The 14133-nt window shown below is 38.4% G+C and carries 13 protein-coding genes; 6 read left to right on the top strand and 7 right to left on the bottom strand.

Annotated elements, in window-relative coordinates; translation table 11 throughout:
* Window positions 1-118: 118 nt before the first annotated feature.
* From MED121_RS22620 to MED121_RS22595, 6 genes are all read right to left on the bottom strand, one after another.
* Window positions 119-2404, bottom strand: a complete 2286-nt coding sequence (locus MED121_RS22620) for an EAL domain-containing protein (RefSeq protein WP_009836145.1) — start codon at window positions 2402-2404, stop codon at window positions 119-121.
* A 181-nt stretch (window positions 2405-2585) separates the two neighbouring features.
* Window positions 2586-3692 (bottom strand): DUF1513 domain-containing protein, encoded by a 1107-nt coding sequence (locus MED121_RS22615; RefSeq protein WP_165474643.1) that lies wholly within the window; start codon window positions 3690-3692, stop codon window positions 2586-2588.
* 1 nt (window position 3693) lies between these two features.
* Window positions 3694-4767, bottom strand: coding sequence for an imelysin family protein (locus MED121_RS22610; protein ID WP_009836143.1), 1074 nt, complete (start codon window positions 4765-4767; stop codon window positions 3694-3696).
* Window positions 4768-6162: a di-heme oxidoredictase family protein gene (locus MED121_RS22605; protein WP_165474642.1), complete on the bottom strand. Its 1395-nt coding sequence runs from the start codon at window positions 6160-6162 to the stop codon at window positions 4768-4770. It abuts the gene before it with no gap.
* A gap of 93 nt (window positions 6163-6255) precedes the next feature.
* Window positions 6256-7539: an imelysin family protein gene (locus MED121_RS22600; protein WP_009836141.1), complete on the bottom strand. Its 1284-nt coding sequence runs from the start codon at window positions 7537-7539 to the stop codon at window positions 6256-6258.
* Between the two features lie 115 nt (window positions 7540-7654).
* Window positions 7655-8242 carry a hypothetical protein gene (locus tag MED121_RS22595; RefSeq protein ID WP_009836140.1) on the bottom strand — a complete coding sequence of 196 codons (588 nt, stop codon included), beginning with the start codon at window positions 8240-8242 and terminating at the stop codon, window positions 7655-7657.
* A gap of 618 nt (window positions 8243-8860) precedes the next feature.
* On the opposite strand from MED121_RS22595, the gene MED121_RS22590 reads away from it, so the two are divergent.
* The 6 genes from MED121_RS22590 to MED121_RS22565 all read left to right on the top strand — a co-directional run bounded on the left by MED121_RS22590 (window position 8861) and on the right by MED121_RS22565 (window position 12632).
* Window positions 8861-10039 (top strand): NAD(P)/FAD-dependent oxidoreductase, encoded by a 1179-nt coding sequence (locus tag MED121_RS22590; protein WP_036181724.1) that lies wholly within the window; start codon window positions 8861-8863, stop codon window positions 10037-10039.
* Between the two features lie 726 nt (window positions 10040-10765).
* Window positions 10766-11059 carry a chorismate mutase gene (locus MED121_RS22585; RefSeq protein WP_009836138.1) on the top strand — a complete coding sequence of 98 codons (294 nt, stop codon included), beginning with the start codon at window positions 10766-10768 and terminating at the stop codon, window positions 11057-11059.
* A gap of 105 nt (window positions 11060-11164) precedes the next feature.
* On the top strand, window positions 11165-11464 hold the full coding sequence (locus MED121_RS22580) for a hypothetical protein (protein WP_009836137.1): 300 nt from the start codon (window positions 11165-11167) through the stop codon (window positions 11462-11464).
* 37 nt (window positions 11465-11501) lie between these two features.
* Window positions 11502-11732 carry a hypothetical protein gene (locus MED121_RS22575; protein WP_009836136.1) on the top strand — a complete coding sequence of 77 codons (231 nt, stop codon included), beginning with the start codon at window positions 11502-11504 and terminating at the stop codon, window positions 11730-11732.
* Between the two features lie 127 nt (window positions 11733-11859).
* Window positions 11860-12177, top strand: coding sequence for a hypothetical protein (locus MED121_RS22570; RefSeq protein ID WP_009836135.1), 318 nt, complete (start codon window positions 11860-11862; stop codon window positions 12175-12177).
* Between the two features lie 266 nt (window positions 12178-12443).
* A complete protein-coding gene (locus tag MED121_RS22565) occupies window positions 12444-12632 on the top strand; it encodes a hypothetical protein (protein ID WP_009836134.1) in 189 nt (62 codons plus the stop codon).
* Window positions 12633-12843: 211 nt separating this feature from the next.
* Here MED121_RS22565 and MED121_RS22560 read toward each other — a convergent pair whose 3' ends face one another.
* On the bottom strand, window positions 12844-13713 hold the full coding sequence (locus MED121_RS22560) for a hypothetical protein (RefSeq protein ID WP_036181721.1): 870 nt from the start codon (window positions 13711-13713) through the stop codon (window positions 12844-12846).
* Window positions 13714-14133: the final 420 nt, after the last annotated feature.

The following is a 14133-nucleotide window of genomic DNA, read 5'->3' as shown; positions in this document are numbered from 1 at the left end:
ATACTTTATTCTTATTTGGCATTTTAATAAATACGTAATAAGAACTATTTGCATAAAAAGTGCAAAAAAACTCTCTTATATTTCATATTATGAATTTTTTGAAGGGGAGTAATCTTAATTAAAAAACCATACGTAGCTGTTTGGCTTTTTCGTTATCATTTTTTGTCCATTCTAATACTGGGGTAGGTTTGCCAAAATAATAGCCTTGTAAAGTATGACATCCTAAGGCTGCCAGCAGCTCTGCTTGATCTTTGGTCTCAATGCCTTCTGCAACGACTTTCATATTTAATGAGTTTGCCATTTCAATCGTTGATTTTACGATATCAAGGTGCCTTTTGTCTGAAGGGAGCGGTGCCACAAAGCGTCGATCTATTTTTAAAATATTGGCCGGAATATCAATGAGCTGACCAAGAGAGGCCTGGCCTGTACCAAAGTCATCAATCGCAATAGAGAAACCATATTGGGACAAGGTTTTTAAACGTTTATGTATCAGGGGGTTGGTCATAACACTGCTTGTTTCTGTTATTTCAAGCTCAAGCATTTCACTTAACCAAGTATAATCCGCGCTTAATGACATGATAAGTGCAAAGAAGGTGTCATCCATCAATTCTTGGCCAGCGAGATTGATCGCTACAGGGGTTTTAATGTGTTCTTGATGCCAAACAGCCAGTAATGAAACAAGCTCCCTCACCAGGTTTTCAGCAAGTTTAGGTAGCAGGCCTAAACTTTCTGCAATTCGAATAAAAACAACAGGAGAAACGTATTGGCCATTGCTGAGTTGCCATCTTGCTAATGCTTCAAAGGAGACAATATCACCGCTTGCTGAAACCTGAGGCTGTAACCAAAGATGTATCTCATCTTGCTTAATGGCTTCACTTAACAAGGTGCCAAGTTGGTACTCTTCAATCAAGTTCGTTTCACGAGCATGATTATAATAGGCAAGACGATCGGCGCTGGTGGCATTTTCTAAGGCCATTTCACAGTGTTCAATGAGTTCCTGTGCATTGGTCCCATCAGAAGGGGTATAGCTAATACCTACATGATATTCCAAATTAATGGATTCACCATTGAGTTTGAGCTGAGGCGGCAATACGGATTGAATCAGAGCAGATAAATTTCGCTGAATTAAATAGGTTTGACCAATTGGGATAAAGCAAGCAAATTTTACCCCTCTCAATCTACTCGTTATGGTTTTATCCGATAAGTTCTCTTGCAGTTTACGGGTAAAGCTGATGATGATTTGGTTGGCTTTTTCTTGTCCGAACTGTTTGTTTAAAAGCTTAAACTGGCTGATGCGTATAATAAACATCGCCCCTGTTTTATGTTCTTGGCCCTTAGTAATTTTTTGATTTACCAGCTGGCAGAAATTACTATGGTTAGGGAGTTGAGTGAGAGCATCAAACTTAGCCAGTCGAGAGTTTCTTTCTTGGGTGTGATCAAGCACTTTTCTCATTGCTTTTAAGTGGGTGACATTTTGCAGGTGCATGACATAATAGCCATGGGTTGTTAAGTTTGATCTATGTAACTCAATATGTATCTTGTCATCTGATCTTAATTGGCAGTTACTGGCATTTGATTGCCAAAAATAGCGTTCTTTCGATTCACCAATCGGTGCTAACCACCTATTAATAAATGATTCTTCTAGTTGGTTACTATCATTAAACCCAAGCAGCTTTGTTGCTTTGCGGTTTGCTTTGAGTATTTGTCCATTACGGTTACATAAGAGGGTAGCCGTACCTGTATGCTCAAATATCTCTTCATATAACTCATTATTTCTATTTATCTTATTATTAAGAACTTCCATTTGTTTCGCATTGGCTTCTAAGGTGTAAAAAATCCTAGAGATAGCCAAGGGAATGGCAATGTTGATAAAAACAAAAACAACAGTGTGAAAAGCCATATCCGTATTTGGGAGGGTGAGGTCATACTGTTTAGGTAAAAGCGAAATATTAAAGTCACTGACGATATAAGTATAAGTAAGGACATTAAATCCCATGGCTATCAGGGAAGCCTTAACCCCAAAGAAGAGTCTGGACAGTATGGGTAAGGTATATAAAAACACTAGGCCGTGTTTTAAGGTCTGATTATCCTGAATGAGAGGAATCATTAAAAGAGATGAGATCAGGAGAGATATTAAAAAGGTGGCGGATAGTTTGTTTGAGTAGTGTTTGCTGGCTTTGATTAGAAAAAGAGTAAGTAAGACAAAGCTTAAGTTGATCGCGATGATAAGGAAATTATCTTGCCGCCAAGCTTCAATGCTTGTCATTAAGTTGATGGCAAGCCCAAAAAATAGGGCCGTCATAAGCAGAATGCGTAAAGCACTTTTACGAAAGGTATCCTTATCATGCAGAGCAAGTTGCTCTTCTTTAATTAAAAAGAAATCTTTTAAAAAATTTATCAACATCTATCTACTTTTGTAAGCTAAAGCGCTGAAAAGATCCAAATCTTTTCTTTGAAAACAAATTCCAGCCCATAATATTACAGGTCTGCTCATATTTTGCAAAAATATCTATAAATCAGATGCTTAAACAAATAGGAATAGTGGGCATTAAGATTTTTTCTCAATAATAACAAGAGGATTTGAGCTAACTGGGTAACCTGTGTATGTGGTTATCCCAGCGCCAGTTTGGTGTATTAGCTAGGGTATTTTTATCGCCAGTAATTGGGTTCACAAAAATACGTTTGCCTCTACCTGTGGTGATGAGAAATTCATTTTTATTAGAGGTTGGAGAAATACCACATACATCTTGATAGTTATGTTGACCAATGAATTGATTCGTTTTCATATCCCAATAGACGACAATCCCACCTTTAGGGGAAGATACTGCAAGTGTGTGACCTGACTGATCAAAGGTGACACTGCCGCAATACTGCTTTAATCGTCTTTTGGTTGTCATGGGTAAATCCAACAATTCAAATGCCTTTGATGTCATATCTGCTGTTGCAATTAAGGGCACATCATCCCATTCATCACCTTGATATTGAAAACCTAAAGCAACCTTACCCTTCGAGTTAACATCTAGGTGACGAATACTCAGTTGGTGCAAGTTGGCCGGTAAGGTGATTTTATTAATAAGCTCACCCGTTGCTAGTGAGATAAAGGCTAAATTGGCCTGCATACTGTCTAAATTAAGAATACGCCTGTCATTCTCTGGGTGAGTTTTAAGGCCCCCGTTAGCGATGACAAGGATATTCTCATCTATTAAAGATGACTCATGGGGGCCGATGCCATAACTTGGAAATTGCTGTATGACTTGCCCCGACTCAAGTGAACGTACGAAAATTCGGCCTTCACCGCTAGGATAATGATTTTCTTGGGTAATTAATTTACGACCATCCGCACTAAAAAGACCATGGCCATAGAAGTGGTGGTTCTCTTCTGGCGTGAGCCTTAAGACGCGTGAACCTGTTTGGATATCATAAATGTCTAAATAAAAACCAGGTCGTCTAGCCACAACCGCAATTAAGGCTTTTGTTGGATGAACAATTGGGGCGTGGGCTCGATCTGGTAAAGCCTGCTGCCAGCTGACTTTGCCTTCCTCATTAAACACCGTAAAAAAATGCTGCTGGCTATTTAGGCTAAAGGCTGAAGCAAATAATTGACTTGGCTTTTCCTCTTGAGCGAGGAGTTGCCAAGAGGAAAGGCTAGAAAACAGTAAACCTGATTTAATTAAATTGCGACGAGAAATCACTTTAATCCCCATCGCGACTATTAAAACCTATTTGAAATCCCATTTTAGTCACCAGACTAAGTAGTTCATTCTGGCTTTTTGATAACTGTTTAATCACAGGCGTAGCCATGTTAATTCTTTCATCTTTCGCAAGTGAAGCGGAATAAAAATGACTAGGCAGTGCATTAACCTTAACAAGGGCTTGCTTTAAAGACTGATCTAATTGCTCTGCTAGTGCTGGCTCTTTAAGCTTGGCCATATCATAAAGTGATTTAGAGCCAGCGTGATACAAGGCATTATATAGCTTTATATTTTCTTTGATGGCAACCAGTGATTGTTCACTTCGATAAAACTCAGCCAATTTGACATTGGTTTTTCCGTGCCAACCTATGGGGGTTTCAATTTTACTCTCTTTGACCATGGAAATGTGTTCTAGCCATTGCTGAATCATTTTCTCAAGGCTGAGGGTAATTAAATTACCGCTTTCATCTTCATCTAAATACATCCAATCCTCTAATTGACCATTTTGCCATTCAAGGAGGATATTTGCGGTGCTTTGCTGGTGGTGCTCGCCGACTTGAACAAGTAAGTCGCAGTATTCAGGTTTGTTGATAGGATCAAATTGAGGGCGATATAATAAGGCTTCAATTGCTGTTAAGCCTCTAACGGCAATGCTTGCAGAACGCCAAAATTTATCATCTTGCGTATCGACATCATTTTTTATCAAGCTGGTTAATTGTCTTTGTGTTAAGCCTTTTTTATCTGGCCAGTATTCAAACGAGTAATAGCGCATAAAGAGAGTAACAGGTCCAAAGTTTAGCCATTGGACTTGCTGCCAGTCGCTTAAGTTTGCTTTAAATAACGCTTGCGTTTGAACAAGGGTATTTTCGTCAGCTTGCTGACAAAAAGACTGGATACCTGTGCTTAAATCTAACGCCGATTGTGCAAAAGCATCATAATTAGGAATAATCAGTTCTTTATTGATGCCATTAAAGGTGTCTGACCAAGGGCTTTGATCATTCAGTGTGTTTGCTGAAGTAAGCAGAGGCAGCGTCAGTGACACGAATGTTAGGGGCAGTGTTAGCAAGGTTTTCATTTATAAAGATTCCAAAAAATAGATTAAATCACTTCTTTGCTTTTTATCGAGCTGTAAAAAACCAGACTGGCTTTGTTTTGCCTCTCCACCATGCCATGCAATGGCTTCAAACAAATTTCTGGCTCGACCGTCATGTAGGTAGCTTTCTCTTCCCGATGTGGTCTTATTTAGTGCATTTCCCCATAAAGGCGCCGTTCGCCATTCGTTACCTTTGGCATCAAATTCGTTGCCATTATCCGCTAAACCCTCACCCATATCATGTAATAAAAAGTCACTAAATGGGTAAAAGGTGATATTAGACAATACGTTATACTCATTTTCCAAGCCAGTAGTCATTTTGGGTGTATGACAGCCGACACAGTTTAATTGATCGAATACGGCTTTCCCTTGCATAAACTGAGTATTTGCTAAGTTTCTGATTCGACTAGGTGCTGATAGGGCTGAAAATTGGTTAACTAATGACATGACCTTATTACTAACTTCAAGGTTATCCAAATGTTCACTATTGCCATTGGCCAAATTTAAACAAGCAGTTTGATTGTTAGTGCAATCACCATAGGCAGAGGTGAGTAGTGGGGTTGAAAGGCCTAAATCACCGTTAAAGGCACTTTGGTTTTGTTCAGATAACGTCGCTACTGTGGCTTTCCAGCCAAACCTGCCTACTTGCCAAGATTGATTGATTTTATCCCAAACATGATTAGCTCTTCCGCTGATGCCATCATTGTTTTCATCATTGATATCTTCACGAGACAGGATACTGGTCGCATCTAATGCATCGATTAACCCAACACCGGTTAAGGCTGGTGAAACTCGGCCCGAAAGTAAGGTGTCTGAGTTAAAGTCACCATAGCCCAGTTTAGTTACTTTATAACTTGGCTTTCTTAGTTCAATGGCAGTGCCATCAGCAAAGTTCAAGGTTGAATATTGATACTCAACCATTAAATTTGCTTCTGGTTGTAGCTCAGTGGTTGAGAGCGTTTGTAGCTGGGTACCGTAAGTGGCATCGCCCGTGACTGCCTTTTTGGGGTCAAAGTCTACAGGTCGTGGCCAGCGTTTTAACCTAACAAAAAATGAGGGGACAAAAGCGGCGCTTTGTAAATGATCAGGCGCATGGCCTTTGGCATTGTTTAGATGGCAACTATGGCATGAACGAGCATTGTACAAGGGCCCCAAGCCATCACTTGCTGTGGTTGATGAGGGTGACGCTACCCAGAATTTTTCGAATAGGGAACGTCCTAAGCTGTGATTGAACTTCAATTCTGCTGACAGATTGGGGAAGGGGTGCTGAAATGCATTTTTATCCGCTTTGTCATTGGCAAAAACGGGACTTGCTGAAAATGCAAAAAAACCGGCAACAAGTAAACTTGCTCCAGTATTCTGGTAGAAAGTGTTCAATGTAAGCTCGGCATCTGATGGTTGGCGGTAGCTGTTAAACAAGTAAGGTTTAGATAAAAAGAGACAGCAAAATTGCTGTCTCTTTTATATGGCTTAGAATACCGCGCTTGGGTTATCCAAACTATCAGAACCTTCAAGAGTGATATCTTCAAGTTCTAGTAAACGAATGATTTCTTCTGTTGTACGTGTTTCAGCAACTAGAGAGTCAACAAAGTCTTGAACTAGTTGATTACCTGCTTGGTTACCCATAGCGATTAATACATCAAATGTTTGACCGACTTTTGCCGCATCGACCATAGCTTGTCCAGCTTCTTGAGTATTTTCAAGCTTGCCTTTCATTTCAGCGTCAAGGATAGAATCTTGCGCGCTTACTAACGCAGATAAAGATGCTCCTTTTACCCAAGAACCATCAACACGTTGGTACTCACCTAGGTAAACATTCTGAATGCCTTTGGCATCATAAAAATGTGAGTAGTGAGTGTTGTCAGAGAAGCAGTCATGCTCTTCTTCTGGATCGTGTAGCATTAGGCCTAACTTAGTACGTTCACCACCAAGCTCACCGTAAGCCAAGCTACCCATACCTGTTAGGATTGTGGCTAAGCCTTGTTTGTCACCCTGGTCTAGGATTGCTTGACGAGCTTCACCGTTAGCCCCCCAGTTAGCTGCCATTTCTTCAAGATCGGTAATTAGCAAATCAGTTGCCGCAACAAGGTAAGCTGCACGACGGTCACAATTACCACCAGTACAGTTATTTACATCGTAATCAGTAGCAGGACGCTCACCCGCACCTGGGTTAGTACCGTTTAAATCTTGTCCCCATAGTAGGAATTCAATCGCGTGGTAACCCGTTGCTACATTGGCTTCAACTTCATCCGCTTCGTGAAGTTCTTCTAGTAGGCTAGGTGTGATATTGCTTGTATCCACTGCTTGACCTGCAATTGTCAAAGAGGTTGAAGCAACCACATTTGCAGTGTAAAGAGGGTTCACATCAGAGTCAGTACCGTAATCGGTAGCAACATAATCGATAAGACCTTCATCAAGTGGCCAAGCATTCACTTTACCTTCCCAGTCATCAACAATGGCATTACCAAAGCGATACACTTCACTTTGTTGGTAAGGGACACGTGAATCAATCCAAGCTTGTCTAGCATTTGCTAGTGTTGCTTCTGTTGGGTTTGCAATAAAAGCATCTACCGCCACTTTAAGAGACTGGGCAGTCGTTAATGAATCTGTATAGATAGCATGTGCAATATCAGAGTAGTTAACAACAACATCGTTTGCTGTAATGGCTTTGTTTGGCTGCACACCTTGTGAACCACATGCTGTAAGTAAAGTAGCAGCAACACAGGCTGCAATTGGTGTTACAAAACGTTTCATTTAACGACTCCGATTAGATGGATTGCTTGATTAATTAATGGATATCGTAGTCAAAATGAAAATCATTATCAAGTGCGTTTTAGAATTAATTTTCAACCTTAGAACAACTGCTTGCTTATCTTGAACAAGTTTGACCGAAGTCATTCATTGCTAAATTTTCAAAGTTAAGTTGGCAGCCTTTTTTTCTTAAATAGGATTCATTTTCCCAAGAAACTTTCAAATTTTGTGGTTTGCTATTTGGATAGCTAGGGATAAAACGATAGGAGGCTAGCAATTCAATTTCACTGTTTGCAGCCAGTTTTACACTAGAGCCCACGAGCTTTTGTCTTGTCTTAATATGATAAAGGCTGTAATCCGTCGTGTATTCAGTGGCGCCGTTGGCGTGTTCAAAGGTGAGCCAGATTTTTTTAAAGGACTTACTTTCATTGCTAGGATTACTAAGCTTTAAACGGGTATGAATGATTTGTGGACGATAGGCGGCTTGATTATTTGATGTGGCTAAATAAGTGTAATCTTGTGCTTGTTTTTGCCAAGGAAGCTTATTGCCAAAAGAGATGTCAATTAACTGAATTTGCTCATTTTTAAACTCTTTACTTACCCAAGTGAAAACATCTTTGGCCGGAGAGTAGATGGCTAAAACAAATAGCCCCAAGAGCAAATAAACATTATGACTAAAAGGTGCATTAAAGATTGGCTTTTTCATGCTTTTTATCTCGATTGCTGAATTTATATACAGTACTGTATAAACATACAGTAAATTAATCAAGTAAAAATGTTTAAAGATATCCACATGAATAAAAAAAATTATTTTTTATGAAAATAATTTAGAAACTTTATATTTTGTTAGCCCTGATGCCTATTTTTGATAAAAAAACTACTGTTTAAATAAACAGAATAAGGTTTTTTTACGACGATATTTTTTTTATTTCTAGCTTCCTAAAATCTTGACAAGTTAGAAGTGCTTTAGGGTAAAAAAGTTTTTTTGTTATTTAAGTTATTGTTTTTTAATTGAAAAAATGGAATTCCCACAGATTTTTTCACGGTTTTTGTGGACAGAATTATTGTCAAGTCATCAGATGTCACCTTTTTAATTAGAAAGTTAGAATGTATTTCTTTATTCCTTGCTCATTGCTGGAAACTCGCTGAGAAAAGCTCGGTAATTCAGACATTTGAAATTTAAATGTGGCTGCTATGAGGCTTGATTAAACTAGGTGTGGATAACTTTAACGCCCTTTGAAATAAATTTTAGCGCTTGCTTAAAAAGACTGTAATACATGGAGCGAATCACTATAATGCCTTGTCTTTAAAAGGGTGAGTGTAAGTGAAGAAAATAGATGTGCTGATAATAGGGGCGGGTGCCTCTGGTCTAATGTGTGCTGCCAATGCCGCTTATCGAGGTCGATCTGTGACCTTGATCGATCATGCAAATATGGCAGGTAAGAAAATCATCATGTCTGGTGGTGGGCGTTGTAACTTCACAAATATGGATGCCTCCCCGAAACATTTTCTATCGCAAAACCCTCACTTTGTCATATCCGCTTTAAAACGTTATGGGCCAAGTCACTTTGTCGAGCTTATGGACAGGCATGGTTTAGAGTATGTTGAAAAAGCTCCAGGTCAGCTCTTTTGTCAGAAAAGTGCAAAAGACCTGCTCTCTATCTTGTTAACCGAATGTGAATGGGCGGGTGTCAATCTTTCGCTAAATACCAAGGTTGTTAAAGTGACAGACCTAGGTGAGAGCAAGGAGGTTGAAACAAGCCAAGGCACTTTTATTTGCGAGTCCTTAGTGATTGCAACCGGTGGATTATCCATCCCTTCTAAAGGGGCAACGGGGTTTGGTTATCAAATAGCAGAACAGTTTGGCCTTGAAGTATTGCCAACAAGAGCAGGTTTAGTGCCGATCACCTTGCAACCAGATTTGAAAGCGAAATTCGAACCCTTAGCGGGTGTCAGTTGTGATGTGTCTGTTACGGCCAATAAAACCCGTTTCACAGAACCCATGCTATTCACCCACAGAGGTTTAAGTGGCCCTGCTATTTTACAGATATCCAATCATTGGCTGCCTGGAGATGAGCTTAAAATCGACCTTTACCCAGCAGAGTCTATCTACTCATTATTGGTTGAAGCGAGAGAAAAGAACCCGAAAAGCCAAATTGATAAAGTGCTCTCCCAGCTATTACCAAAACGCTTGGCCAGTATGCTAATTGAAGATCACAAATGGCAAGGTGTTTTAGCTGAATATGCTAATCAGACCTTTGAAGAAATCGCCGACATACTGCATAACTGGGTGATTAAACCCAATGGCACAGAAGGTTATCGCACAGCTGAGGTGACCTTGGGTGGTGTGGATACTAACTATGTGTCTTCAAAAACCTTTGAAGCAAAAGACGTTAAGGGCTTATTTTTTATTGGTGAAGTGCTCGATGTCACAGGTTGGTTAGGCGGATACAACTTCCAATGGGCTTGGGCGAGTGGTTATTGTGCTGCGCAATATGTGTGATGGTTTATCCATAAACTTTAAAAGGGACATTCTCTTTTGAAGCACTTTATCTGAAACAGCTTTTTTCTGAAGCTCTTTTTTTCTGAAACATTTTTAAAGCCGAAACACGTGTTTCGGCTTTTTGTAACTTATATATGTATGGCTTATGTCTTACCTGAATTAAAGAATAAACCCAGTTCGAGCTAAGTTAGAAAAGACACCTGATTTGTCTATGCATGCGAGTATCAAGACTCGTATCTAAGTCGCCAAAGCCAACCAGACTCAAACCAACGCTTTATTTTCTTTTATTGGTAATGAAAGAGAGAATCAACCGGAAGAACTAGCTTTCAAACTCACTGAATATCTTGAATTGATTTCTTTGAATGGATTGCTTTAACGGGTAGGGTAATTAGGTCAGATAAAATGGGGGCGTTGGATATTTCACTGACCCCAATCCTTAAACGCATTAACCTCATACTTAAGCTTTATTTTATTCTCAAAAACATAAATTAATAAAACTAATCATATCGTTATCGCGAGAATCGCTTCCGGCTAAACTCTGAAATACTAAAAAAACATCTTAAAATTAGTCATTAACTTTGGTTTTTTGTCAGGCTCTCAAGTATAAATCGTTAAAAATGATGAAGTGAATAAAATTCAGATGATGTTGTACTTAATCTCTTTTAGAATGCAATGTCTTGATAAAGTGAGATGCTCAAACGAACGTTAAGCGTCAGAGGAGTAATAATGGAAACATTGGAAGATATGAGAAAGAGTATCGACAATATCGATAACGCAATTGTCGCTATGTTTTCTGAGCGATTTAAAGTTACCAATAGAGTAGGGCAATATAAAGCGAAAAATGGGTTGCCTGCAAAGGATGGTGATCGTGAATCCATTCAGTTTAAAAGAGTCAACGAACTGGCATTGCAATATGGGCTTGATCCTGAGTTTGCAGAGTCATACTTAGAAAAAATCATAGCAAGTGTCGTTCGCAACCATGAAGAAATTGCGAAAAGAACCGAACCAGGTGCACAGTGACTTTAGGTTGGGTGTCCATGTAATTACTGATGGATGTCCATGTAAATAATATATGTGGGAATAGTTATGGTTCATATTAATTTTTAAGCTATTCAAGGAGAATGCGTGTCTAAAGAAAGAACTAAGTTTGATAGACTCTTTCATGTTACTTCTGGTGTATTAATAACTTTATCTGCACCTGGGGTATTGATTTTTCAGCTTTACAAATACCTCCGTACAGATACATGGATTGAAATATCATTTCTTGATGTTCTTGCAAAGATAAATTTTCAGTGGGCAATTGATCCAACAGATTGGTTTGGATTATGGCGTGTTTTGAATTGGCTCCCTCTAAGTGTTGTACTGCTTTTATTAGGTCTTTATGTACTTCATCAATATGATTTAACTGAACGAGAAGGTACTTAACAAGTGCTTCATGTTGCCAGATCGAAGTTAATTAGGAATGGCTGTCCATGATGATATAGATAAACTCCAATTCTTAAATACCATGGTCCGCTCTATGAAGTTGAGTGAGCCCGTTGTCATCATCCCCCCTCAAGCAGACGCCATGGATATGGTAAGACTCATCCGAGGTTATCAAATCCAAATCAGCCAACTACAAAAGCACCCAGTCTGGGTAGATGGAGTGATTAACAATATAAAACAAGCCACCGGACCGACACTAGGCGAGTAAACAAAAACGCCCCTTAGCAGGGGCGTTTTGTGTTAAGGAAGTTTTAAAATGAATACTGACTTGAATCTAATTACAAGGTCCCCATCTAAAGTGTGTATTCAAAAAATTATAATTAAGGACGACCATAATGTCATTTACTGTTGAACAGACGACATCTCTTGAATTTAAAAATTCTGACGGAGAAACTTTTGAGCTAGATGGCTTTACTCAAACAGGTGAAGCCAAAGAAGTTACACCACCAATATTTAAAGAAGATGTTACAGAATACCAAGCAACATTAATTGCTGAAGATACAGCTGAAAATGTAAAAGCCTCTGCAACTGTTACTTATACTTCTGGCATGGAAGGAAGTGTGGTTACTAATGTTGAGGTCACTAGCTTAACTGGAGGGGCTCAACTGGAAAGTACTCCTGAATTCGAATGTCAGGATTGCGACGAAGACTAAGTTAAGCATAATTAATAGTTGAATCCGATACATAGTGCTTGGGAAGTAAATGAAAACGATCTTTTATTGCTTTTTTCGCTCTTTGAGAGAGTGTTAATTAAATTGTTAAATGGATGTGTATTCATTTCTCTAACACTGGTATATTTTCGGAAATATATAGTACATTTACACGCTTCTACAGTAGATGGAAGAAATTGATTTCACTTCTTTCCGTTTGAAGTTTGGTATACCAATTAATAAAGTGACTTATATTCAAGGAGATAAATATGCAAGCGAAAACATCTAATGAACTTAGACTTAATTGGGGTGATAAGCCTTGTGAGCACCCAAAATTAGAAAAAGAATATGATCGAGATGCTTCTACAGGGGATTATGTTTGTACTCAATGTGGTGAAGCAGCTTGGGGGAAAAATTGGGACAATACAAATAAAAAGGAGAATAAAAATGCCGATTGATTCTATTAATGCAAACTTCTTCCATGGACACCCTTTTTAAATTTGACCACTCTATAATCCCAAGGTTCAATAGATTTTAGGTTGGATGTCCTAAGTGTTTTGCTAGACGGTTAAACAAAAACGCCCCTTAGCTGGGGTGTTTTTGGTTTCTAGCTTCTAGTAAAGTTAAGTTGGTAGTTTGAACTAACCGATCACAGGAAAAGCCTTTTAGCTAAACTGTCAATGGGTCTTTAGGTACCGCCGCAGTGGTTGTTGGTTTAGGCATAATGGCTTTTGTAAGATATTTTTCATTTAGTTTTGAAGGTGAATACTTCGGTGCTAGCCTCATAGCTTCATATTCAGTAGTTATAAATTGCATTAATCCTATACCTACCGCTCCCCAAAAATATAGCCTAATTGGAAATTTAAGGAATTTGACTGATTGAGGCGTTAATTGATATTTATTTGAGGCGAAGTCGATTGTTCTAAAGGCTGCTTTTTTAAATCCCCAATTTATACAAGCACCAGTTATAAGCGGAAATACGGGTAAAAAAGACATCATTAGACCTTTCTTGTGGCTATCAATAAACTGACTTTTATCATTGCTTAAAAGATAATGAAAAGGTGTAGCTAACACCATTGATGTTGTCTTTAAGGGGTAGTTAGTAATCCAATTAGTAAAGACATTAACTTTTACTACGTTGGAATCAATGAATGTCGTAAACAAGCTTTGTCGGTAAATCACATCGACTACTTTAGATATATCTCTAAAAAGTAACGTATCCTGAGATACACTTTTCCACATTGCAACTGGAGAGGTTGTTAAAGCCAAATGTTGCTTTAATCTTTGTAATGCAGGCTCAGAGAATAATTCGTAAAAGCTAACCTTTTTATATCTTTCATCGAAATAGAAACTAAACGAATCAAAGTACGTGGAATGATCTTTCCAAAGCTCTCTTTTCTTTTTTATATCAGACACTCTTTTGGTAATCAGGTCATAGTGAAACTGCTTTGTTTCTACACTTTGAAATAATGGTCGAAACCATTGTTTTACAAACTTTGATTGTGGGGTATTCGCGGTTTGTTTTGGATCTGAGCACATATAAAAATCCTTTTTTGTTAACATATTCGATTTTTATTTATGACTCAATATTATTTCTTGTCAACTATAAGTTTTAAATTCATTTCTAATGAAGCGCGCTTTGATAGCAAGTAAACGCTGTAAATGAATCATTCTAATAAATTAATGTGCTGTATAAATATACAGTTTTAAGTGGTTTAACTATTAATACTTAACTTAATCTCCTGGAAAGCTTATCGTGACACCCATTCCAACTAGATCCATTAATAGCAGTAAAACTTGTTCCATTGTAACGCTCCTTGTTGATGGTTGATCAGTGGCCCTGTCCTTGGGTATCTTAAATTTTTCTGATCCAGTAAGTAATGCAAACACCCGCCAATATAGGTTTTAGTCAATTTTATTTAAAATTTTTTTATAGCAATGAGCTATTCATAATTATTA

Source organism: Marinomonas sp. MED121 (assembly GCF_000153025.1).
In the GTDB taxonomy this organism is placed as follows: domain Bacteria; phylum Pseudomonadota; class Gammaproteobacteria; order Pseudomonadales; family Marinomonadaceae; genus Marinomonas.
Note: the sequence above shows the minus strand (reverse complement) of the source record. Positions and strands in the feature narration are given on the sequence as shown.